The sequence below is a fragment of the Porphyromonas uenonis DSM 23387 = JCM 13868 genome (genome assembly GCF_000482365.1).
In the GTDB taxonomy this organism is placed as follows: domain Bacteria; phylum Bacteroidota; class Bacteroidia; order Bacteroidales; family Porphyromonadaceae; genus Porphyromonas; species Porphyromonas uenonis.
The window spans coordinates 187,569-208,088 of record NZ_KI535307.1 but is presented as its reverse complement, the minus strand read 5'-3'; the positions used below and the strand labels follow the sequence as shown (position 1 = coordinate 208,088).

20 protein-coding genes and 1 pseudogene are annotated in these 20,520 nt (G+C 53.4%); 5 read left to right on the top strand and 16 right to left on the bottom strand.

The features are described from left to right. Nucleotides 1–28: 28 nt before the first annotated feature. The gene (bioD, locus tag L215_RS0106125; protein ID WP_238296448.1) at nucleotides 29–703 is read right to left on the bottom strand and encodes a dethiobiotin synthase; all 675 of its coding nucleotides are present in this window, start codon (nucleotides 701–703) and stop codon (nucleotides 29–31) included. Between the two features lie 438 nt (nucleotides 704–1,141). On the opposite strand from bioD, the gene L215_RS0106120 reads away from it, so the two are divergent. Both L215_RS0106120 and rd read left to right on the top strand, forming a co-directional pair. Continuing rightward, nucleotides 1,142–1,393 (top strand): GlsB/YeaQ/YmgE family stress response membrane protein, encoded by a 252-nt coding sequence (locus tag L215_RS0106120; protein ID WP_025883421.1) that lies wholly within the window; start codon nucleotides 1,142–1,144, stop codon nucleotides 1,391–1,393. A 30-nt stretch (nucleotides 1,394–1,423) separates the two neighbouring features. Beyond that, nucleotides 1,424–1,588 carry a rubredoxin gene (gene rd, locus L215_RS0106115; protein WP_004330944.1) on the top strand — a complete coding sequence of 55 codons (165 nt, stop codon included), beginning with the start codon at nucleotides 1,424–1,426 and terminating at the stop codon, nucleotides 1,586–1,588. Between the two features lie 577 nt (nucleotides 1,589–2,165). Here rd and mutY read toward each other — a convergent pair. The 14 genes from mutY to rdgB all read right to left on the bottom strand — a co-directional run bounded on the left by mutY (nucleotide 2,166) and on the right by rdgB (nucleotide 17,761). Then, the gene (mutY, locus tag L215_RS0106110) at nucleotides 2,166–3,257 is read right to left on the bottom strand and encodes an A/G-specific adenine glycosylase (RefSeq protein WP_025883423.1); all 1,092 of its coding nucleotides are present in this window, start codon (nucleotides 3,255–3,257) and stop codon (nucleotides 2,166–2,168) included. A 13-nt stretch (nucleotides 3,258–3,270) separates the two neighbouring features. Further along, entirely contained in the window at nucleotides 3,271–4,254 is a 984-nt protein-coding gene (gene pfkA / locus L215_RS0106105) for a 6-phosphofructokinase (RefSeq protein WP_025883424.1), read from the bottom strand. A gap of 71 nt (nucleotides 4,255–4,325) precedes the next feature. Next, entirely contained in the window at nucleotides 4,326–5,117 is a 792-nt protein-coding gene (gene radC, locus L215_RS0106100) for a RadC family protein (RefSeq protein ID WP_025883425.1), read from the bottom strand. After that, nucleotides 5,114–6,085 (bottom strand): tRNA (adenosine(37)-N6)-dimethylallyltransferase MiaA, encoded by a 972-nt coding sequence (gene miaA, locus L215_RS0106095; RefSeq protein ID WP_025883427.1) that lies wholly within the window; start codon nucleotides 6,083–6,085, stop codon nucleotides 5,114–5,116. The genes radC and miaA overlap by 4 nt, the downstream gene beginning before the upstream one ends. 18 nt (nucleotides 6,086–6,103) lie before the next feature. After that, nucleotides 6,104–6,649, bottom strand: coding sequence for an IS1096 element passenger TnpR family protein (locus tag L215_RS0106090; RefSeq protein WP_025883428.1), 546 nt, complete (start codon nucleotides 6,647–6,649; stop codon nucleotides 6,104–6,106). 42 nt (nucleotides 6,650–6,691) lie between these two features. After that, nucleotides 6,692–7,234, bottom strand: a complete 543-nt coding sequence (folE, locus tag L215_RS0106085) for a GTP cyclohydrolase I FolE (protein ID WP_211247122.1) — start codon at nucleotides 7,232–7,234, stop codon at nucleotides 6,692–6,694. A 152-nt stretch (nucleotides 7,235–7,386) separates the two neighbouring features. Next, entirely contained in the window at nucleotides 7,387–7,815 is a 429-nt protein-coding gene (locus L215_RS0106080) for an SPOR domain-containing protein (RefSeq protein WP_044111844.1), read from the bottom strand. A gap of 44 nt (nucleotides 7,816–7,859) precedes the next feature. Then, a complete protein-coding gene (gene tpiA, locus L215_RS0106075) occupies nucleotides 7,860–8,624 on the bottom strand; it encodes a triose-phosphate isomerase (RefSeq protein WP_027451508.1) in 765 nt (254 codons plus the stop codon). A 16-nt stretch (nucleotides 8,625–8,640) separates the two neighbouring features. Further along, nucleotides 8,641–9,942, bottom strand: a complete 1,302-nt coding sequence (locus L215_RS0106070) for a BT_3928 family protein (protein ID WP_025883435.1) — start codon at nucleotides 9,940–9,942, stop codon at nucleotides 8,641–8,643. A gap of 26 nt (nucleotides 9,943–9,968) precedes the next feature. Beyond that, the gene (locus tag L215_RS0106065; RefSeq protein ID WP_025883437.1) at nucleotides 9,969–10,511 is read right to left on the bottom strand and encodes a DUF1599 domain-containing protein; all 543 of its coding nucleotides are present in this window, start codon (nucleotides 10,509–10,511) and stop codon (nucleotides 9,969–9,971) included. A gap of 28 nt (nucleotides 10,512–10,539) precedes the next feature. Further along, nucleotides 10,540–13,005: an endopeptidase La gene (gene lon, locus L215_RS0106060; protein ID WP_025883439.1), complete on the bottom strand. Its 2,466-nt coding sequence runs from the start codon at nucleotides 13,003–13,005 to the stop codon at nucleotides 10,540–10,542. A 411-nt stretch (nucleotides 13,006–13,416) separates the two neighbouring features. After that, nucleotides 13,417–14,823, bottom strand: coding sequence for a C1 family peptidase (locus L215_RS0106055; RefSeq protein WP_025883440.1), 1,407 nt, complete (start codon nucleotides 14,821–14,823; stop codon nucleotides 13,417–13,419). Nucleotides 14,824–14,837: 14 nt separating this feature from the next. Further along, complete coding sequence (gene porZ, locus L215_RS0106050) at nucleotides 14,838–17,174, bottom strand: type IX secretion system anionic LPS delivery protein PorZ (RefSeq protein ID WP_027451507.1); 2,337 nt, start codon at nucleotides 17,172–17,174, stop codon at nucleotides 14,838–14,840. Next, a complete protein-coding gene (gene rdgB, locus L215_RS0106045; protein ID WP_025883442.1) occupies nucleotides 17,171–17,761 on the bottom strand; it encodes an RdgB/HAM1 family non-canonical purine NTP pyrophosphatase in 591 nt (196 codons plus the stop codon). Before rdgB ends, porZ begins: the two co-directional genes overlap by 4 nt. Before the next feature lie 47 nt (nucleotides 17,762–17,808). On the opposite strand from rdgB, the gene L215_RS0106040 reads away from it, so the two are divergent. From L215_RS0106040 to L215_RS0106030, 3 genes are read left to right on the top strand one after another with little or no spacing between them, the layout of a single operon-like run. Then, on the top strand, nucleotides 17,809–18,210 hold the full coding sequence (locus tag L215_RS0106040; RefSeq protein WP_025883443.1) for an MmcQ/YjbR family DNA-binding protein: 402 nt from the start codon (nucleotides 17,809–17,811) through the stop codon (nucleotides 18,208–18,210). Next, nucleotides 18,191–18,940 (top strand): biotin--[acetyl-CoA-carboxylase] ligase, encoded by a 750-nt coding sequence (locus L215_RS0106035; protein WP_027451506.1) that lies wholly within the window; start codon nucleotides 18,191–18,193, stop codon nucleotides 18,938–18,940. Before L215_RS0106040 ends, L215_RS0106035 begins: the two co-directional genes overlap by 20 nt. A gap of 12 nt (nucleotides 18,941–18,952) precedes the next feature. Further along, nucleotides 18,953–19,741 carry a TrmH family RNA methyltransferase gene (locus tag L215_RS0106030; RefSeq protein WP_025883445.1) on the top strand — a complete coding sequence of 263 codons (789 nt, stop codon included), beginning with the start codon at nucleotides 18,953–18,955 and terminating at the stop codon, nucleotides 19,739–19,741. Between the two features lie 310 nt (nucleotides 19,742–20,051). Here L215_RS0106030 and L215_RS10235 read toward each other — a convergent pair. Then, nucleotides 20,052–20,520: pseudogene (locus L215_RS10235) on the bottom strand (InlB B-repeat-containing protein); the annotation flags it as partial.

Here is a 20,520-nt window from a genome sequence, read left to right as displayed (position 1 = left end):
GGAACGAAAAAGGGGTTAGACAGAAGCTCTATACTATAGGCATCTTCATAAAGAGACACGAGGGCAGATGCTCCTCGAGCCATCCCTGGAGATAGTCGATGGTCTCACGCTCTATCGTCGCGTCCTGCTCAGGGTACACATTATATATAAGGTAGCGCACCTCAATGCCTCGGTGCATGCAAGCATCGATACTGAGTAGTGTGTGATTGATGCTACCCAGCTTGCCATTGGTGACGAGAGCTACCTGTGGATCTTCCTGCTGAGCTATGTAGTCTATCGTGAGGAGCTGCTCAGTGAGCGGTACCATCAGTCCACCAGCGCACTCTACGAGTAGTGGCTTAGCGCCCAGCTCTTGCAGATGGCGGGTAGCTTCGTTGAGTCGCTCGGGGGCTATCTCTCCACCATCCATGCGTGCTGCAAGGTGAGGCGAGCAGGGGTAGCTGTAGAGGTAGGGGCAGGTGAGCCCCTGGCGGTCCCACTCCGAGAGAGGCTCTCCAAGTAGACGACGATGCGTCTCTATATCCTCACTGATCTCATGGCATCCCGTCTGGACCAGCTTCATCGAGGTGCAGGCTGTATGACCCGCCTCTCTGAGCGTACGTATGAGGAAGGCAGTCCCATAGGTCTTACCTATGTCAGTGTCAATACCACATACGTAGAGTCGATCAGGAGGGGATAGTAATTGTTGTGTGTTACTCTTCATAGCGTCATCTACTAACTGGAGGAGGGCAATCTCCTCCATCTACAAAGGTACAGAATAGCTATCAATTGGCGAACAGTTGCATTTCTCCCCGTACATTCCACCCGCTGACGCATGATAAAAATAAGTCCGTTTCAATTCCTAGGTAGCTATTGGGGGAATTTCTAGGTAGGAATTCAATTCTTCGGGAGGAAGGTGTAATCAGAGAGTCTCTGTAACCACTAAGTAGAGATACTCAAACCACGTATCCCTTAGTTATCGTCATATGCAGCTGCCTAGATGGCTGGTTATAATGCGTTAGCCCTGATGTACTGTGTGGCAAAGTTGTCTATGTCACAAGATTAAATTAACTTTGTCACCACAGAGGGAGCTTGTCACATGTAGAAGCTCTTGATGCGAGACTATTAAGCCAACATTCACTAACTATTAAAACAGAATAATATGGGATTACTTTGGAGTTTACTAATCGGTCTAGCTGCGGGTGCTATCGCAGGTTGGATCATGAGAGGACAGTCTCTAGGGTTCTTATGGAACATCATCATCGGTATGCTCGGTGGTGTCGTCGGAGGCTGGGTCTACTCGCTCTTCGGGGCAACTGAAGGAACCTCCTGGTGGGCACAACTCGTGTGTGCTGTCGTAGGAGCTTGTGTCATCCTATTTATCGTAGGGCTATTCAATAAGAAGAAAAAGTAGCTCACACACAATCAACTCAACCAAGAAGCTATGAAAAAGTACGTTTGCGATGTATGTGGCCATGTATATGACCCTGCAGAGGGCGATCCCGATAGCGGTATAGCTCCAGGCACACCCTTTGAGGATCTGCCAGATGACTGGGAGTGCCCACTGTGTGGTGTCTCCAAGGATCAGTTCTCACCAATGGAGGACTAAGCCTGTGCCACGTCATCACTAGATGACACAACAACTAACAAAGAGGTGCCCTATGACCAACTATTTGGTTGTAGGGCACCTCTTCTGTTGAGGAGCTTATGACTCCTGCGGCAGGCGAACAATATATAGTCAAGAGTGGGGGCTAGAAAGTTTCTTCCGTTGGAAATTTAGAGTTCCTCCGTTGGAACTGAAAAGTTCCTCCGCTGGAACTAAAAAGTTCCTCCCTTGGAACTAAAAAGTTCCAAGAGGGGAACTGTTTTTGGAACTCGTATGTGTAACAAGTACAGCACGATACAAACTGCATAGACGAGTATTCCACGCTCTATAGCGACTCACAGAAGACTGTTGCATAAAGGCGAATCGCTGTGTTGCTTTCGGGATTCGGCTTCGGTCACATACGGAAGTATGCTCCCTTCAGACCTCACCCTCAGCGCCTTGCGCTTCATCCTTTTTGCAAAGTCTGGACAATCTTGCAAGCAAGATTGTGAGACTGTTGACTTTTGCAACAGTCTCCACAGATGAGGGCTAGCGGGTGGGTGTATAAATCGTTATTCGTAAGATTTACGGAGTTTAAGAGCTACTCAGCAGTCTCGATATGGGAGGTGAGCTGCAGGAGTGCTTTCTTGAGCGTGATGGGGAGTGCCAGCCACTCGCTCTCATCGTGTAGCGGTACCCACGTACCGCCATCGAGTAGCGGTGGAGTGCTACTGTCAGGGAGTATGGTGTAATAACAGTCGATGTAGAGCTGTCGGTGCGTGAGCCGATGCTTATATCGTCTGAAGGGGCGTAGCTGGCAATGCGCTAGTGCTGCAGGTGGCTCAGGAAGAGGCTGTAGGAGTAGCTCCTCTTGCGGAGCTGCGAGCTGGTCGTATAGCAGTGTGGGCTGGTAGAGCTTGGCCCATATATCGCCCGTGGGACGCTGGTAGAGTATCGTCTGCCACTGGTCTGGTCCTCTCTTGAGTACAAAGAGATAGCCTAAGTGTCGGGGCTGGACGGAGAGCTTGAGCGCTTTGCGTGGTAAGCTGGCTCGCTCAGGACTATCGGCAGAGGGGCATTCGCTGTGGACGGGACAGCGGGTGCAGTCGCATAGCTGAGGGGTGCAGATGAGTGCGCCTAGCTCGATCATCGCTTGGTTGTGTAGTCCTGGATGCGGAGCTTTTTCGACCAGCTGTCTGGCTAGGGCGGTGTAGTACTTCTTTCCCTGGGTGGTGTCTATCGGCTCCTCAGAGGCATAGAGCCGACTCAGTACGCGGAGCACGTTGCCATCGACGGCAGGGTATGGTTGATCATAAGCAAAGGAGAGGACGGCTCCAGCGGTGTAGTCGCCAATGCCAGGGAGAGCGCGGACTGTCTGGTAATCTGTCGGGAAGGTGCCCCCCAACTCATGGACGATGATCTGAGCTGCACGATGTAAGTTGCGAGCACGGCTGTAGTAGCCCAGTCCCTCCCAGAGCTTGAGTACCTCATCAAGCGGAGCTGCTGCGAGGTCTGAGACGGTGGGGTAGTGCTCGACAAATCGTAAGTAGTAGCTCGTCCCCTGATCTATCCGTGTCTGCTGTAGGATCACCTCACTGAGCCATATACGATAGGGGTCGTGTATGTCTCGCCAGGGGAGCTTACGATGATTCTCTTGGTACCAGCTGTGTAGCTTGGTAAGCAGTGTACTCAAGTGTGGAGCTTCTTTAGATAGAGAGCATGTGTAGCAACTCGATGAGGTCTGGGTCGATGCGCTTTTGCTTTTTGGTAGCCTTGACAAAAGGTACGTAGACGATCTCATCGTTGTCGTACCCAATCATCACATTGCGCTGCTCATCGAGGAGAGCCTGCACGGCAGCTGCACCCATTCGGCTACCCATGATGCGGTCGGTAGCGCACGGTATACCACCTCTCTGTAAGTGCCCTAGGATGGTGACACGGATGTCAAACTTGGGATAGCGACGCTTGAAGTCATCTGCGATGAAGAGTGTCTGCCCCTCACGCTCACCACTCTCGGTGACGAGGATGATACTACTGCTCTTGGTCTTGCGGAAGCCACTCTCGATCATCTTCTTGAGCGACTCGGTACTGGTGGGGTCTTCGGGGATGAGAGCTCCCTCTGAGCCAGTAGCGATAGCGCCATTGAGTGCTAGGAAGCCAGACTCACGTCCCATCACCTCGACGAAGAAGATGCGTTCGTGGCTTGAAGCGGTGTCTCTCAGCTTATCGACAGCATCCATAATGGTGTTGAGAGCTGTCGTATAACCTATCGTGAGGTCGGTGCCAGCGAGGTCGTTGTCGATGGTGGCTGGGATACCTACGATGGGCAGGTTGTGCTCATTGGCGAGGAGTCGTGCTCCAGTGAGTGAGCCGTCACCACCGATGACGACGAGGCCATCTATCTCATTTTCCTGAATGACTTCGTAGGCGCGAGCACGTCCTTCGAGAGTCTCAAACTCATGGCTGCGCGCTGTCTTGAGGATAGTACCTCCACGCTGTATGATGTTGCTTACGTTCTCGACGGTAAGCTCTATGACATTGTTTTCGATAAGTCCTGTATAGCCCTTTATGATGCCACATACAGAGATGCCGTGGTATAGTGAAGCTCTAGCGACGGCACGTATAGCGGCATTCATGCCTGGGGCATCACCGCCCGATGTGAGTACGCCAATTCGTTTGATGCGATTCATGCTTGGAGTGTTAGTTAGATTTAGATAGTTATCTATGCTACAAAGGTAGCACTTTTACCTCAAGTGTGGAGCTAGAGCGTTGCGAGCAGACCATTGTCCGCAAAGCTCAGGTAGTGTGAGCGCTCGCCGTCAGAGGTTACCGAGGCGTGGTAACGACCGAGGATGAGGTGGTCGTTGAGACGTATGTTGCAGACGGAGGCTACCTGCTTGACCCGCTTGGTGAGGTCCATATCCTCGGCACTGGGCTGTAGGTGACCGGTGGGGTGATTGTGCGCTAGTATGATAGCCGAGGCGTAGTGGGTGATGGCGGGAGCCAAGATAAGTCGCAGATCGGCTACAGCGTGGCTGACCCCTCCTGAGGAGACCAATTCGTCCTTGATGACTCGCCCCGAGGCATCTAGGTAAAGGCACCTTAGCTCCTCATGGTCTAAGCTCTCTAAATGACGTCTTAAGACGCGATACGCGTCTAGGCTACAGGTGATCGGAGTGCGCTGAGGCGGTGGCGTGTCTCGCAGTCTGCGCCCCAGCTCGATGGCTGCGAGTATGGTGCAGGCACGTGCATCTCCTAGTCCAGCAAATCGCTTTTTCTTCTCTCCTGGTTCGCAACCTGTGAGGTAGGCATGGTCTATCTCTAGGAGCTGACCTAGGTCGTTATCTAGACCGGTCATGATCTGCTTCGCTAGGTCTAGAGCTGAGTCTTTTTCCGTGCCAGAGTTGATGAAGATAGCCAGCAACTCCGCATCTGATAGGTGTCGAGCGCCAAGTCTGAGGAGCTTTTCGCGAGGACGGTCCTCCTCGCTCCACTGCTTGATGGTGGTCTTAGTAGAGGCCTTGGCTAATGGCTTGGGAGAGTCTGCTTTCATCTGGTGGTCTGTGGCTGGGTGAGTAAGTCTTGCTGGATACGCTCTAGGAGGGGCTCCCAGGGAGTGGATAGGTCAAGCGGAGCGAACTCGTGATGGCGTCGCTGCCAGGTGAGCTGCTTACGGGCAAAGTGGCGACTATTGCGCTGTATGAGACGTATCGCCTCTGCTAGATCGTACTGCCCATCGAAATATGCAAAGAGCTCTTTGTATCCTACCGTATTGAGCGCATTGAGCTGACGATGAGGGTAGAGCGCTTTAGCTTCCTCGACCAAGCCCTCCTTGATCATCATCTCCACGCGCTGGTTGATGCGTTGGTAGAGCTCCTCACGAGGACGTGTCAGGGCATAGGTGAGCAGACGGAAGGGGCGCTCGGCATCTTCGCCTGAGTGGTAAGAGGAGAGTGGCGCTCCGCTGCTGAGGTACACCTCTAGCGCATGCATCACACGACGATGATTGCAATGATCTACCTTATTATAGTACAGCGGATCAACGACTTGTAGCTCAGCAAGGATGCCCGCTAGACCCTCTTTCTCATAACGCTCGTGAAGCTGCGCGCGCACCTCCAGATTAACAGGAGGAATGTCGTCTATGCCACTACAGATAGCGTCAATGTAGAGCATCGATCCTCCACAAAGGATGACGACGGGCTGCTCCCGAAAGAGTTGCTCTAGGAGCTCCATCACTTCTAGCTCATAGCGCCCAGCACTATACGACTCAGTGATCTCATGGGTCGCTACGAAGTAATGAGGAGCTAGTCGTCGCTCCTCTTCCGTGGGGGTGGCAGTGCCGATCGGCATGCCACGGTATATCTGCCGAGAGTCTGCCGAGAGAATAGGTAAGGGCTTAGCTGGGGAGCCTAGATGACGCGCCAGTGCTATAGCAAAGGAGGTCTTACCTACGCCTGTAGCTCCTGTGAGTACGACCAGTGTAGGGGAGACCTCCTTCAGTTTGCCAGTGCAGCAGCTCATCGGAGAGGACGCTAGCTCTTACTCTTCATCTACGATGCTAAAGCCATCGCTGGAGAGCTCGTCAGCATTAAAGAGCTCCTCGCCAAAGGCTTCGTCCATCATCCCTAGAGGAGCATCGCTAGAGAGTGCGTCACCGCCTAGACTGCCGACAAACTCCTCGGGGTTCGTCTGCCGAGGCTTTTTGCCCTCTAGAGAGATGATCTGAGGGCTGGACAGCGAGCCACTGTGTATCTTGACTAGCTGAAGGCGTAGATAGCGATCCTCAAAGAGGTCAAAGAGATAACGCATCCGCGCTCCTGTCTCGTCAAGCAGATCCTCTAGGCGAGAGCTTTCGATATCATATTGGTTGCCAGCGTCGGTCTCAAAGAAGTCGCTAGAGGCTACCTGTCCGATCTCCCCCCAGCGATCGTCGCAGAGATAAAACATACCGATCGATGCTGGGTCAAAGTCTAAGGTGTCTATTAGCAGATCCATGAGCTGAGCAAAGGTAGCGTCAGCCTGTATCTCAAAGTCTAGAGAGAAGGTCTCCTCAGCCTCGGAGGTTACGTGATAGTGATGTATCATAAAAGGAATATCGTGCCGTGTGAACTAAATGAATATGCAGGGCTAGCTCCTACGTACTAGGTTGAAAAACTCTTCGCGAGTCTTTGACTCTTTGAAGGCCCCCGTGAAGTCGCTCGTTGTAGTCAATGAGTTTTGCTTCTGTACGCCACGCATCTGCATACACATATGCTGTGCCTCGATGACGACGATAACGCCTAGCGGTGAGAGCGCCTGCTGGATGCAGTCTTTGATCTGTGTGGTCAGTCGCTCCTGTACTTGTAGACGGCGAGCAAAGACCTCGACGATGCGAGGTATCTTGCTGAGTCCCGTGATATACTTGTTGGGGATGTAGCCTACATGCACCTTGCCAAAGAAAGGTAGCATGTGATGCTCGCAGAGAGAGTAAAAGTCTATATCCCGTACGATGACCATCTGCTGGTAATCCTCTCTAAAAGTGGCAGCACGTAGGATCGCTAAGGGATCTTCTTGGTAGCCCTTGGTGAGGAAGTGGAGTGCCTTGGAGACTCGCTCGGGAGTCTTGAGTAGCCCTTCACGGGTGGGATCTTCGCCTAGCTCTGTGAGGAGCTCCTTGACGTGACCTTTCATCCGCTCTAGCTGTGGCTCAGACAGAAAGTCGTTGACAACGTAGTTCTGATTAGTGTGTAATATCTGCTGGGGCTCTTCCATATATGTAAGATGCTTTTCAGGAAAAGAGTTTTTAATGATAAGTCGATAGGTGGTACAGATGTGCGTAGAGCTTAGCGTATACGTACTTTCTCTCGGACGATGTAGGCTTCTCGCATGAGTCGTGGGTGGGAGGCACGCAAGGCGTTGAGCTGTTGCTGAGCTTCTTGTCGCGAACCGTAGTCGCCGACCGATAGGCGCCAGAAGGGCGCGCTATAAGTGACATAAGCAGAGAGCTCAGGCGCTGCACCCCTTACTCGGCTAGCTAAGCGATAAGCTTCCTGCTTAGCGCCACGCATATTGCTCGTGTAGACCTGTATGCGATACCCCGTGCGGACGCTCGCCCTAGAGGTATGAAAGGTCGTCTTGCCTACGAGATTGCGCAACCAGTTAGGCTGCGTGATAGTCACGTTGCCTCCACTACTTTGTGTAGTTATCTGGGTGAATATGTCCTGCTCCTGCGTGCGCTCCTGAGCTGCAAGTGAGCCAGAGAGTACGGTCACACTCAAGAGTAGGACGAGTGAATGCCTAATAAGCGCTAGAAGCCTCATTTATTTGCTGTGATAATGGGTAAGAATGTATCGGCCTTGAGTGCAGCTCCTCCGATAAGCCCGCCATCGACGTCGGGTTGTGAGAAGAGCGCCTCAGCATTTGAAGCCTTGCAGCTACCTCCGTAGAGGATCGTGGTGAGGTCTGCTAGCTTCTTGTCAAAGAGCGATGCCACTGTCTGGCGAATGTGCTGGTGCATCTCTTGTGCTTGCTCAGGCGTTGCCGTCAGGCCAGTGCCGATAGCCCATACAGGCTCGTAAGCCAAGACGATTTGCTCCATCTGCTCGTGTGAGAGATGTCCTAGGGAACCACGTAGCTGCTCATCGACCACCTCGAAGTAGCGGTTTGCCTCACGCTCAGCCTGCTGCTCGCCAACGCAGAAGATGACCTTGAGCCCATGAGCGAGAGCCTGATCAATCTTCTGAGCCAGTAGCTCGGCGCTCTCTTTGTGATAAGCACGGCGCTCGCTATGCCCGATGATGACGTAGGTGCAGCCACAGGAGCATATCATCTCAGCGGACACCTCGCCAGTGTAAGCACCAGCCTCGTGTGCTGAGCAGTCCTGTGCAGCATACTCTATGCTACTTCCTGCGAGCAGTCCCTTCATCGCTCCCAGGTGAATGTAGGGAGGAGCCAGGATTACCTTACAAGGATTGCTGAGCTTAGCCACCTGCTCTTTGATTTCTGAGATGAGTTGGAGCCCTGCGTCAAGGGTCATATTCATCTTCCAGTTTCCAGCTACGATGAGTGTTCTCTTGTCCATGATATTGTTGTGTTGGTTATTTAGTCTTGATTTGATATTCGGAGTACTTAGCCTTGTCCTCCCACTGTACGCTTTGGATTAGCATGACAAGGCAAAAGATAATCCAAGCAACGAGGAGCCCCCAACGCTCTATGTGTAGTCCAGCGTGAGGCGCTTGTCGTAGTAAGGCCGAAAGCTTTTCGTAATCCTGATCTGTGTACTTGTCCGGCAAGTCTCGAGCAGCTCTCTTGTCTAGGATGACACCGTCAGAGACCAGTATGACAGAAGGCTGAGCCCGAGCCATCGTCTTGATCGTTGTCCCATCGCAAAAGTAGAGCGGATAGGCGGCGGCCGTCTTATTGCGCCAGCGTCCACGCTCCTCGGGTGTACTGCCAGAGATGCCGTACATAGCGACACCGACAGACTCAGCCCACTCGTAGAGTGCATTGAGCTTGCGTCCCATCTGTGTGGGTATCGTCTCCCAGTTTGGCGTTATGACCCATATCTGCGGACTCTCATTGAGTAGCATCGTCTGAGTCACGTCTCGCTCTGTCGCTTGCTGAGAGCTCCCTCCCGCATAGATCGCAAAGTCCATGACAGGAGGCTTGTAGCCCTCCTTGATGACTCGCTCCTGGCGGTCTATGTAAGTCCAAGTGGAGTCGGGGAGCTCCTCCATATTAAATGTCTCTCGCAGCCCATTCTTCTCATAGATAAAGAGGTACTCGATCTCCTCCTGAGGCGCATTCTCAGGGACCATTGTCAGCTCTCGTAGCGAGGCGCCGATCTTGTAGGGGCGAAAGTCAATGAGCGGCAGATGCCTTAGGTTACCTCCCACGAAAATACCCCAGCCCAATAGAAGTAAAGCCGTAGCTACGGAGCCAGTGGTCCCGCGGAAAGGACGGCTCGCCTTGCGATAGGTAAGCAGGTAAACTATCGTGACAGCCATGAAGAAGACATTCTTGCCAAAGGTCTCCCAATTGGTCAGCTTGAGCGCATCGCCAAAGCAACCGCAATCGCTGATAGGGTTAAAGAGCGCTAGGTAGAGTGTCAACAGCGTCATCACCCCCATAAAGAGGGTAGTGGCCCATATCGTGATCCTCCTCCAGAGCCCCATCAAGAGAAAGCCTCCGAGGAGGAACTCAAAGGAGCAGAGTGCCACCGAGAGGACGGGAGCCACACCCTGCAGCCTCCCCAGCCCCATCACTCTGAGGTACTCCTCTATCTTGATTGCACCTCCCACTGGGTCAACCCCCTTGACAAATCCTGAGAAGAGTAAGAGAGCTGCTAGTATGATGCGGGAGAGTTCGGATAGGATGTATTGGACTCGTTGACGGCTCATAGGATTATCTGTAAATGTGGTGTACGCTATGCCTGATCAAAGCGCAACTTGATGAGTGCAAAGATAGCGTAGTTTATCATATCCTGATAGTTAGCCGCTATGCCTTCGCTCACCAGCGTCTTGCCTGCGAGGTCTTCGATCTCCTTGGTGCGAAATATCTTCGTCAGTATGATGTCAGTTATCGAGCTAATGCGCATCTTGCGCCACGCCTCATCGTAGTCGTGGTTCTTGTCAACCATCAGCTGGTAAGTCTTCTCGATGAGTTGGTCGTATAGCTCCAGTGCCTCTTCGGGCGATAGGTCAGGCTTGTCGCTCGGTGTGCGCTCTAGCTGTATGAGACCGATGATGCCATAGTTGACGATGCCGATGTACTCGTTGTCTACGTCCTCATCGACACGCTGCTCCGCCTTCGTCTCTAGGGAGCGTATGCGTAGCGCCTTGATCATCATCTGATCCGTGAGTGAGGCGGGGCGCAGGATACGCCAGGAAGCTCCGTAGTCGTGTAGCTTCTGGGCAAAAAGCGTCCTACACTCTGCGACCACCTTATGATACTGCTGCTCTGTATTCATAGACTCTAAAGCTTTAGGGTGCGTGTGGCTAATCGTTGAGCGCTAGGTCCAGCACCTCCTTGATCGTCTCTACATAGGAGAAGGTCAAGCCCTCAATGTATATAGGCTTGATGTCTAAGATGTCCTTTTCATTCTCTTTGCTCAGGATGAGCGTCTTGACGCCAGCTCGCTTGGCCGCTAAGATCTTCTCCTTGATACCACCCACGGGGAGGACACGCCCTGTGAGCGTTATCTCACCACTCATAGCGATGCGTGGCTTGACCGTGCGCCTAGTCAAAGTCGATACGAGCGAAGTCGCCATCGTTATACCCGCACTCGGGCCATCCTTCGGAATAGCCCCCTCGGGGACATGTAGATGTATCTCCAACTTGTCAAAGGTGCTCTCAGGTATCTCCAGCTCCTCGCAGTGAGCCTTGATATAGTCTAGAGCGATGACGGCGCTCTCCTTCATCACATCTCCTAGATTGCCCGTGAGCGTCACCTTGCCTTCTTTGCCACGATGCGTAGAGCTCTCGATGAAAAGGATTTCTCCACCCACCTCAGTCCAGGCTAGACCCGTGACGATGCCTGGCATGCCAAAGTCCTGCCATATGTCTCGTGTGTAGGGTGGCGTGCGAAGGTCTTGCTGTATGATCTCAGGAGTGATCTGTACGCTGTACTTCTGTCCCATGGCAACACGCTTAGCCTGCTTGCGCATGAGCGCTGCGAGGTTCTTCTGTAGTGACCTCACGCCACTCTCTCGTGTGTAGCCCTCGATGAGATAGGTCAGAGCGTCGGTGTCTATAGCAAACTGGTCGCTCGTCAGTCCGTGCGCCTCCAGCTCCTTGGGTACGAGATGACGAAGAGCTATCTCGACCTTCTCCTCCAGCAGGTAGCCCGAGACCTGTATCAGCTCCATACGGTCGAGGAGCGGACGCGAGATGGTGCTGAGCGTATTCGCCGTAGCGATGAAGAGCACCTTGCTCAGGTCATAGTCTACGTCTAGGTAGTTATCGTGGAAGGCCACATTCTGCTCCGGGTCTAGCACCTCTAGGAGTGCTGCTGCAGGGTCGCCCTTGTAGTCTGACGAAATCTTGTCTATCTCATCTAGTACGAAGACTGGATTGCTCGTCCCTGCCTTCTTGATGCTGTCAATGATACGTCCGCACATCGCTCCTATGTAGGTGCGTCGGTGTCCACGTATCTCCGCCTCGTCGTGCAGACCTCCGAGGGAGATGCGCACATACTTACGTCCGAGGCTCTCGGCAATGCTCTTGCCCAGTGAAGTCTTTCCCACACCTGGAGGGCCGTAGAGACAGAGTATCGGGGACTTGAGGTCGTCCTTGAGCTTGATGACGGCTAGATGCTCTAGGATACGCTCCTTGACACGCTCTAGGCCGAAGTGGTCTCGGTTTAGTATCTCCTCCGCACGCTTGAGGTCAAACTGATCCTGACTATACTCCTGCCACGGCAGGTCAATCATCAGGCGCAGGTACTGTAGCTGTATCGAGTACTCGGGAGCTTGCGTCGGGATGCGCTCTAGATTGCCCAGCTCACGGTCGAAGGTCTTCTGCACCGCTTCGCTCCACTGCTTCTTCGTAGCAGCCTCTCGTAGCTCCTCAATGGTTTGGTCGGCAAAGTCGCTCTCGCCTAGCTCCTCGCGGATGGTACGTATCTGCTGCTCTAGAAAGTGCTTGCGCTGCATCTCGTCCATGTCCGACTGAGTCTGCTTGGCGATCTTCTCATTGATCTGTACGAGCTCGTTCGTCTGACGTACGTAGGAGATCAGCTCCATAACGAGATGCTTCGTGTCTGAGATCTTCAGGAGCTCCAGCTTAGCCCTAGGAGTTAGAGAGAGATAAGCAGGGGTAAAGTTGATGAGGAAGGGGAGATTGCTTTGTGCATTGATCGCCTCGACAAAGTCCTCAGCGCCCTCCATGCGTCGCATTTTGACCAGTTCGATCAGCTCATAGCGTAGCTTGTTGAAAGCGACAAAAAGCTCCGTGTCTTTCATCAGATCCCTTTCCGAACGAGGTAATGGTCGTGGCGACTCGACCCGGCAGCGCAGGTAGGGATTCGTCTGCGTATAGGTACTGGTGTGGACCCGTATGATGCCTCGTATGATCGCTACGACATTGTCTGGCGAGGGGTGGATCATATCCTCGACGATACAGAGGACTCCCTCTTTAGCGAGAGAGCCTGGTGTGATGGGGGTGTCGGGATCCTCTCCGATGTAAGTCGTGGCAACTATGTATTGCCCCTTGGACATGGCATTGCTCACGGCATCTATCTGCTTGTCCTCAGTCAGCATGACTGCCTGTAAGACGCAGGGAAAGAGGACCGCATTGAAGACGGGTAGCACGGGATAGGTATTCCCTAAAAGTGCCATAAGAGCTTCATGCTCATCGTCAAGTATCTCATCTTCATCTATAACGTTCGGCAGAGGGATGACCATGCCCCCTGAGCCAACGTTGGGCAAGTCGGTCTCCACCAAGTCGTAATTGTCTTCTTTCATATCGGCGATATTAGCTATCTATTGCGCAAATCTGCTTGTAACGTTTGCAAATATACCACATTTATCCGAGTAGACGTGGGAAGGGAAGCGACCAGAGCTACCTCACGCTGCCTATAAATAGCAATCTCCACGGAGGAATAGACAGATCGCTCCGTGGAGAATCTCAAATTCCTCGGGAGAAAGTCTGTTTCTTCAGCAAGTCTCCGAAGCTCGCTGCCATAGGGTGGGCAAAGTCTCTTCATAGGGCGACGCCAGCTGACACGTAGAGATAAAGCAGCAGGCTCAACCGCCTTGACGAAGCGATTGAGCCTGCTCTAGTTGCTCTGTGTGCCTGAAGTCAGATAGCGATTAGTGCGATAGGCGTGCTATCCGATGCGCTGAGCCGGTGGTCGCTACTTGACGACTTGACGACTACTCTTCGGCACGAAACATAGGACTCCACGGGGGTAGTAGCTTGGGTGTCTTGCCCTGGAGCTCCTTGGCACGTGGTGTGAGGTACTTTTTATTGACTACTAAACGGAAGGTGTATGCGTCAAACCATTCGTCCGTCATGATCAGATGACCCTGATGTCCAGAGGTGGCGCCCCAGCTGTTCTCGACCATCCACTTGGTGGGCTTGCCCGACTTGTCTAGGTCTACCGCTACGAGCGTCATAGCGTGTGTGGAGCCACTGTCAAAGGATGCGATGCGCTCGCCCTTTGTCATAGTCATCGGAACGCCCGTGATCGCCTCGTAGTCGTCGTAGCCGAGGGTGAGCAGGCCAGACTCTTTATTGAGCTCCTTGCCTACATCGCAAGAGTAGTACATCATGTTGCCATCCTTGAGGGAGGCGATGGCCATCTGTTTGATCTCCTCCATCGGGAGGTTGATGTAGGTCCAGTCCTTGCCATCCCAAGCGTGGCGATCATACTCGATAGCGTAGGTCTCGTAGTAGGGCTGCGAGGGATCGTTCATGATCATCACGTAGTCATCCTTGAGATTGAGACCGATCATCTCCTGGTAGAAGCTTAGCGGGGTGTACTCCTTGGTCGAGAGAACCTTGCCGTCGGCATCTCTGAGGGTGTACTCAAAGGTTGTGGGCGGTGTGCCAAGGTTGAGGCAGAGGAGACGGTAGATGGCTTGTAGGGTCATCTCCTTCTCCTTGCGTAGCTCTGCTACTGTGGCGCCTTGCTCCGCTTTGCAGCGTAGCTCCATACCACCCTGTCGGAGGAGCTTGGCTATGAGTGAGGAGAGGCGTGAGGTGTTGTTGCTACTATAGGTCTCTGGCATCACGTCACTGGGCACGACGCCGTACTTGAGGAGGTTGTCCGAGATGCCGGTGAACTGCCCACCGTCATTGATCGGATGCTGGAAGAGCCACTCCACCTTGCGGTCAGTGATGGGGAGCGTGCGGGTCTCGAGGATGCTCTCGAGGAAGAGGTTGGCCTTCTCTAGCTGATCCCAAAAGAAGGAGTAGCAGTGAGAGAAGTAAAACTCTCCGAGGTTGTTGTCCTTGATGAACTTAGCCCGTAGGACGTTGAAGCCGGTGAAGAGCCAGCAGCGCCCAGATCTCTTCTGATCGGTAATCCCCTTCGTGGGTACTCGGTAGGTGAAGTGATCGTCGGGCGGTGTCGCAAGCTCGGCATTGGCTAGAACCATGCCGTTCTGTACGATACTATTGTGGAGGGCTCGCTCAGCAGGAGCTTTTGGAGTAGCTTGCTGGAGCTTCTGTAGAAGCTCGGGTGTGATGGCACCGTCGCTGCGATTGGAGCTTTCACTCTGTGCTAGTAGCATGACGCTGGATAGTAATAGGAGTAAGGGAAAGAGAAGTTTCTTCATAAAAGCGATATAGATTATATGACGGCAAAGGGGATGGAGTAGCTGTGCTTGCCCTCGCTGTCGGATAGTAATGCGTGGTAAATGCCTGAGGGGTAGCGCTCACCGCTCGGTAGGCGGGTGGTGATGGTGAGCTCGCCAGTCTGCGCGACCTCCTGATAGATCAGATTGCCCGCACCGTCTAGGATGCGTACGGTAGTGCCTGCGGGGAGCTGGGTGAGGGTGATGAGGTCTGGGTCCTCGGGGCGTAGCGGGTTGGGGTAGATGTAGACCTCTTTGCTCTGTGCGGACCAGTCACTCGTCTGACCTATATAGAGGGAGACGAGCCCTGCTGAGGTAGCGATGTAGAGGACTCCTCGCTCCTTGTCAATGGCGAGGGAGAGGACGTCGTTGGTGAGTAGGGGACTATTGTCCTTGGTGTAGTGTGCTAGGAGCTTGGTGCCATCGGAGGAGAGGAGGTAGAGCCCGTCTGATCCGGTGCCACACCACTTATTGCCGAGCGCATCGATGGCGATGGCGGTGATGGGCATATTGTCGAGGACGTAGTAAAGGTTGGGCTCCTGTCCCCCTACGGGTCTAGAGGCTAGCGGGGTGCTTTGCGAGATGAAGCTACTGGGATTGGCGACGCAGATGGGCCCTTTGTCAGTAGCTATCCAAAGGCTACCCGATGGATCTAGAGCTAGGTCGTAGTAGCGCTTAGCGTCAATCTCCTTGCCAGTACGATCGACAAACTTAGAGACGAGGCGGTACTCGTCGTCTGACTGATCTAGCGGTGTACCCTTGTCGTCAAAGATGAAGACACCGTTATTGCCATCAGCACTGCGGTGGTATATGAGTAGCCACTTGACACCATTGGGTAGGGCCAGCATGGGACCGAAGGCGTTGACCAACTCTATGTCTGGGTAGGAGATAGCTTTCATCGTGCCATCAGGAGTGCGCACTACGAGGGGGTTGGCTACCAACCCTTGACCTTGCGCCATCCATAGGTTGCCCCTATGGTCGTAGCATAGCGAGCCGACACGGACGTTGTGTGCTGTGGGTGAGTCATTGTCCCAAGCTCTGACGAATGGAGCATTGTCTGGAGTGTATCGATTGAGGATCAAGCGCCCTTGGATCTCATAGAGCCCTTCGCCCCAAGAACCAACGAAGTAGTGGTTAGCGTCATGCGGGTCGACGGCGATGGAGACGAGGTCGTAGACGGGGACGTAGTTGGTCTGCTCGACGATCTGCCAGTAGGTCCAGTTGTCCCATCGCGGTGGGGTGTAGATCTGTATGTGACCAGGTATCCAGAAGGCGTTGTAGTTACGCCCTCCGCTGACGGAGTAAAGCCTGCCATGCTGAAAGGTGATGTAGAAGTGCTTGTTGACCCTCGGGGCATTGGCTTCGAGGGGTAGCTTTTCGAGAGAGACTTTGCCCTCGGAGGCGGAGGCGAGGTCGGCTTTGTAGAGAGAGCCACCCGATGTGAACCATAGCCGATCTGCTGAGCTGTCGCCTGAGAGACTTTGCAGACGGGCGGGTAGATCGATGCGTATGCGTTCGCCTCCAGATCGCCACACGAGTAGTGAGTCGGCGCCTGCGACAGCGATGCCATCGGCTAGCGGGAAGAGACGCTGGGCCCAGCCACTCTGCGCCATCATCTGAGGGGTGGCACTGGCTTGGGTTAGCGTGGTGCGATAGAGGTTCTTCAGGCTGTCTATGTACCAGAGCGAGCCATCGGGTAGGGCGGTGATGGCGATCATCTCCTTTTCAGGTAGACTGCTAATGAGGCTCCAGGAGGCGGGGTCTTGGAGGTTTTGCGAGAGGGTGCTAGAGCGTAGCCCTTCCTTGGTTAGCGCATAGAGCTTTTCGTCTAGAGCAAAGGCGTCTAGCACCTCTTTGCCTAGGAAGGCTGTAGCAACGACCTGATGATTGTTGAGGTCGATCTGCATGAGCCCAAAGTGACCCGCGATGAAGGCGTACTCCTTATAATAGAAGATGCGCGTGGCGGTCTTGTCGTTGAGATTGCTATTGTCGCTGATGCCTACTAGGTTGTAGATGTGGTCACTGTAGATGAGGTCGATACGCCCCGAAGCGTAGTAGACGGTGGTGACCTTGTGGCTCGGCGAGTAGCGGATCATACGAGCGTCTAGGTCGCTGATAGGGGTCAAGCCATCGAGGAGGTGGATCTCATTGGGATGCTCTGGAGAGACGGTGCCGATGACGCCCTCGGTGGTGAAGAGTACCTGCTCGGGCAGATCGGCGACGAGCTCTACATCTCCTACGGCTAGGTGCCACTGCCACAGTGGCTCTTGAGCTGTTAGCGGGATGGAGCACAGAAGGAGCGGGAGGAGGAGTAGGTGTATGGAGGCTTTCATAGGTTGTGCTGGGTAAGGTATGTGCGGAGCTGGTCGACGGCTCGTGTGCGGTGGCTGATGGCGTTCTTCTCTTGTGGACTCATCATGGCAAAGGTCTTGTCAAAGTCCTCTGGCACGAAGAGGCTGTCGTAGCCAAAGCCTTCGGCGCCCTCCTCGTGGTCTATGATACGTCCTGCGACACGACCTACGAAATGGTGCTGCTCGCCCTGACTATCGATCAGTACGATGACACACTCGAAGTAAGCGCGCCACGGCTCGGGGTGTGAGGCTAAGGAGTCCAGGAGGTGCTTCCTATTAGCCACGTCGTCACCGTCACGACCAGCGTATCGAGCTGAGTGCACGCCTGGGTCACCGCCTAGTGCCTCAACAAAGAGCCCCGTATCGTCCGCAATGCAGGGCTTATGGTAGAGGTCGTAGAGCGCTTGCGCCTTGATGGTGGCATTGCCTAGGAGCGTGGAGGCGCTCTCGTCGGGAGCTGTGTAGCGTCCTAGCGAAGAGGCTGAGCGCACTTCGCAAGTATCTCCGAGCATCGACTGGATTTCGAGGAGCTTGTGAGCATTGTGTGTGGCAAGGTAAAGGACTTTCATGTAACTTTGTGGAGGTTCTACATAAGGTTGGTTACAAAAGTACTGAAATGAATGGGATAAGCCAAATAGATGAGCTCTGTCGTCAGTTGCCCTACTGCGAGGTGGATGCGCCTTTTGGTCCAGAGGTGGTGACCTACCGTCTATCGCGACGCATCTTTGCGCTGCTGTGGCTGGAGCATGACCCAGGCATGGTGTCGCTCAAGGTGAACCCCGACTTGATAGAGCCATTACTGGATCGGCATAGTGACCTGCAGCCCGCCTTTCACCTTAATAAGAAGCACTGGGTACAGCTGGAGCTACCGACCAGTGAGTCTGAGGAGTGGATCGCTCGGCTCCTACGTCACTCCTATGCACAGGTATGGCGCAAGCTCCCGAAGATCCAGCAGCGTCTCCTGCCTCTCGGAATAGAAATCTATAACCAAGCACAGAATGAGCAAGATCTCCTTTGAGATAACCGAACTAGACCACCCCATAGAGAGCACCTACGACTACCTAGTCAAGCTCCTAAAGGAGAGGCCCGACCTCCCCTCGGGAACGGTCATACATACGGACTATCAGACGGCGGGACGAGGACAGCTAAACAATAGTTGGTTTAGTAGTCCTCGGCTCAATGCGCTCCCTTCGATATACCTTCGCCTAGATCGACCTTTGCAGCAGATCTGGTCTATTAGCGAGGCGACCGCCCTAGCGGTTTATAAGAGCTACGAGGAGCTGCTTTCGAGCGAGGACACCATTGCGATCAAGTGGCCGAACGACCTCTTCGTCAATGACCACAAGATAGCCGGCATACTGATCCACAACGCTCTGGCCGAGGGCTCGGTCGCAGAGACGATTATTGGGATTGGGATGAATATCAACGAGGAGGCTTTCCCGTCTGAGCTCCCGCAAGCGATCTCTTTGCGCCTTGTGACGGGGCAGACCTATGATGTGAAAGCTTTTCTCCGTCAGATGCTAAGCCACTTAGGGGAGCAGCTTGCTCGTCAAGACTATACGGCGCTTCACGCAGAGTACAACGATCTCCTCTACCAGCGAGGCATCCCAGCTCGCTACCGTGATGTCGCCACGGAGGAGGCGTTTGATGCAACGATCCAGGAGGTAAGCCCTCAGGGGCAACTCGTCCTAACGACCACTACGGGGGAGGAGCGACGCTATGCCTTCAAAGAGATTGTCTACCTATAATATAAGAAGAGTATGTCTGAGCGCACGAAAATAGAGCACCGCCCCCTCACGCATGCTGAGGTGAAGCTGATTAAAAGCTTGCAGCTGGCGAAGTATCGTCGGCAGTCCAACCTATTTATCGCTGAGGGCGAGAAGTTGATCGGCGAGATGCTCCCAGCTTATCGTTGCCAGCTACTCGTTGGTACAGCGGAGCTGGTCGAGCCACTGCTAGAGCGATGCACAGCGAGCATTGACGAGGCGGTAATCCTGCCTGATCCGAAGCAGATAGAGCGGGTGAGTGGACTGAAGAGCCCTCGTCCGCTACTGGCGCTTTGCGAGATCCCAACGGTAGAGGCTCCCCAAGCACTGCAACAACCCACGCTCCTTCTAGACGATGTGCAGGACCCAGGCAATGTCGGGACGCTCCTACGCACTTGCGACTGGATGGGCATCAGACAAGTCCTCTGCACGGAGGGATGCGCAGACATCTATTCGCCCAAGGTGCTACAAGCGACTATGGGTGCTCTGGCGCGTGTGCAAGTCTATCGCTACACCGATAGGTCGGCTCTGCTCACGATGCTAACGCAGACGGAGATACCTGTGATAGGGACCTTCATCGATGGCGCACCGCTTCGCACGTTACGACTGACGCCTGAGCAACCTTATATATTGGTACTAGGCAATGAGGGTAATGGTATCTCGCCCGAGCTCTCTGCTCTAGTCTCTCAGCGAATTACGATCCCGTCGCCTGTCGATAGCCATTGCGAGTCGCTCAACGTAGCGGTCGCTGGCGCTATCGTTATGGCGCATCTGATGCTTTAGCTAGTCTGGCTGGGGAAGTTCAACGCTGACTCGTTACAATAATTTAGACCCGACGACATATCAAAGCGGCACTATGTCGGGGAAAAGTGATTTCCACGTGGATATTTCGAAATGCCCACGTGGATATTTTTTATTTCCCAGGTAGGAAAGAAAAAATTCCTCGGAGGAATCAAATGAAACTTCGGAGGAATTGAATGACGCCCACGTGGAAAATAAAAAATATCCACGTGGAGATTTGAGATTTTCCACGTGGATATTCGAGAAAGGAGAGAATCGGACGAATTTTCCCGTAAAGATATGTTGTTAGAGATTAGGGGTTAGAGGTCAGCGGAATGTTGTCACACTCAATCGTTGTCAAGGCGGTGTTCTTTGACACGTCCAAGCTGGTCAATTGATTCTCTCCACAGTATAGCTCTTTCAAGGCGGTATTCTTTGACACGTTCAAGTTAGTCAGTTGGTTGCTGGAACACGCAAGCTTTGTTAGGGCGGTATTCTTTGATATGTCCAAGCTCGTCAGTTGATTGTTGAAGCAGTCAAGCTGTGTCAAGAAGATGTTCTTTGAGATGTTCAAACTGGTCAGCTGATTGTTGAAGCAGTCAAGCTGTGTCAAGATGGTGCAACCAGAGACATTCAAGCTGGTCAGTTGATTACAGCAGCAGTTAAGCTTTGTCAAGAAGGTGTTCTTGGATACACCCAAGCTGGTCAGTTGATTGCTGGAGCAGTATAGCTCTTTCAAGATTGTGTTCTTTGACACGTCCAAGCTGGTCAGTTGATTCTCG

Bases quoted from the DNA above. Each gene is read 5' to 3' on its own strand.
- bioD (WP_238296448.1), bottom strand. From the start codon at position 703: ATGAAGAGTAACACACAACAATTACTATCCCCTCCTGATCGACTCTAC.
- L215_RS0106120 (WP_025883421.1), top strand. From the start codon at position 1,142: ATGGGATTACTTTGGAGTTTACTAATCGGTCTAGCTGCGGGTGCTATC.
- rd (WP_004330944.1), top strand. From the start codon at position 1,424: ATGAAAAAGTACGTTTGCGATGTATGTGGCCATGTATATGACCCTGCA.
- pfkA (WP_025883424.1), bottom strand. From the start codon at position 4,254: ATGAATCGCATCAAACGAATTGGCGTACTCACATCGGGCGGTGATGCC.
- radC (WP_025883425.1), bottom strand. From the start codon at position 5,117: ATGAAAGCAGACTCTCCCAAGCCATTAGCCAAGGCCTCTACTAAGACC.
- miaA (WP_025883427.1), bottom strand. From the start codon at position 6,085: ATGAGCTGCTGCACTGGCAAACTGAAGGAGGTCTCCCCTACACTGGTC.
- L215_RS0106090 (WP_025883428.1), bottom strand. From the start codon at position 6,649: ATGATACATCACTATCACGTAACCTCCGAGGCTGAGGAGACCTTCTCT.
- folE (WP_211247122.1), bottom strand. From the start codon at position 7,234: ATGAAAGGTCACGTCAAGGAGCTCCTCACAGAGCTAGGCGAAGATCCC.
- tpiA (WP_027451508.1), bottom strand. From the start codon at position 8,624: ATGGACAAGAGAACACTCATCGTAGCTGGAAACTGGAAGATGAATATG.
- L215_RS0106070 (WP_025883435.1), bottom strand. From the start codon at position 9,942: ATGAGCCGTCAACGAGTCCAATACATCCTATCCGAACTCTCCCGCATC.
- L215_RS0106065 (WP_025883437.1), bottom strand. From the start codon at position 10,511: ATGAATACAGAGCAGCAGTATCATAAGGTGGTCGCAGAGTGTAGGACG.
- lon (WP_025883439.1), bottom strand. From the start codon at position 13,005: ATGAAAGAAGACAATTACGACTTGGTGGAGACCGACTTGCCCAACGTT.
- L215_RS0106055 (WP_025883440.1), bottom strand. From the start codon at position 14,823: ATGAAGAAACTTCTCTTTCCCTTACTCCTATTACTATCCAGCGTCATG.
- porZ (WP_027451507.1), bottom strand. From the start codon at position 17,174: ATGAAAGCCTCCATACACCTACTCCTCCTCCCGCTCCTTCTGTGCTCC.
- rdgB (WP_025883442.1), bottom strand. From the start codon at position 17,761: ATGAAAGTCCTTTACCTTGCCACACACAATGCTCACAAGCTCCTCGAA.
- L215_RS0106040 (WP_025883443.1), top strand. From the start codon at position 17,809: ATGAATGGGATAAGCCAAATAGATGAGCTCTGTCGTCAGTTGCCCTAC.
- L215_RS0106035 (WP_027451506.1), top strand. From the start codon at position 18,191: ATGAGCAAGATCTCCTTTGAGATAACCGAACTAGACCACCCCATAGAG.
- L215_RS0106030 (WP_025883445.1), top strand. From the start codon at position 18,953: ATGTCTGAGCGCACGAAAATAGAGCACCGCCCCCTCACGCATGCTGAG.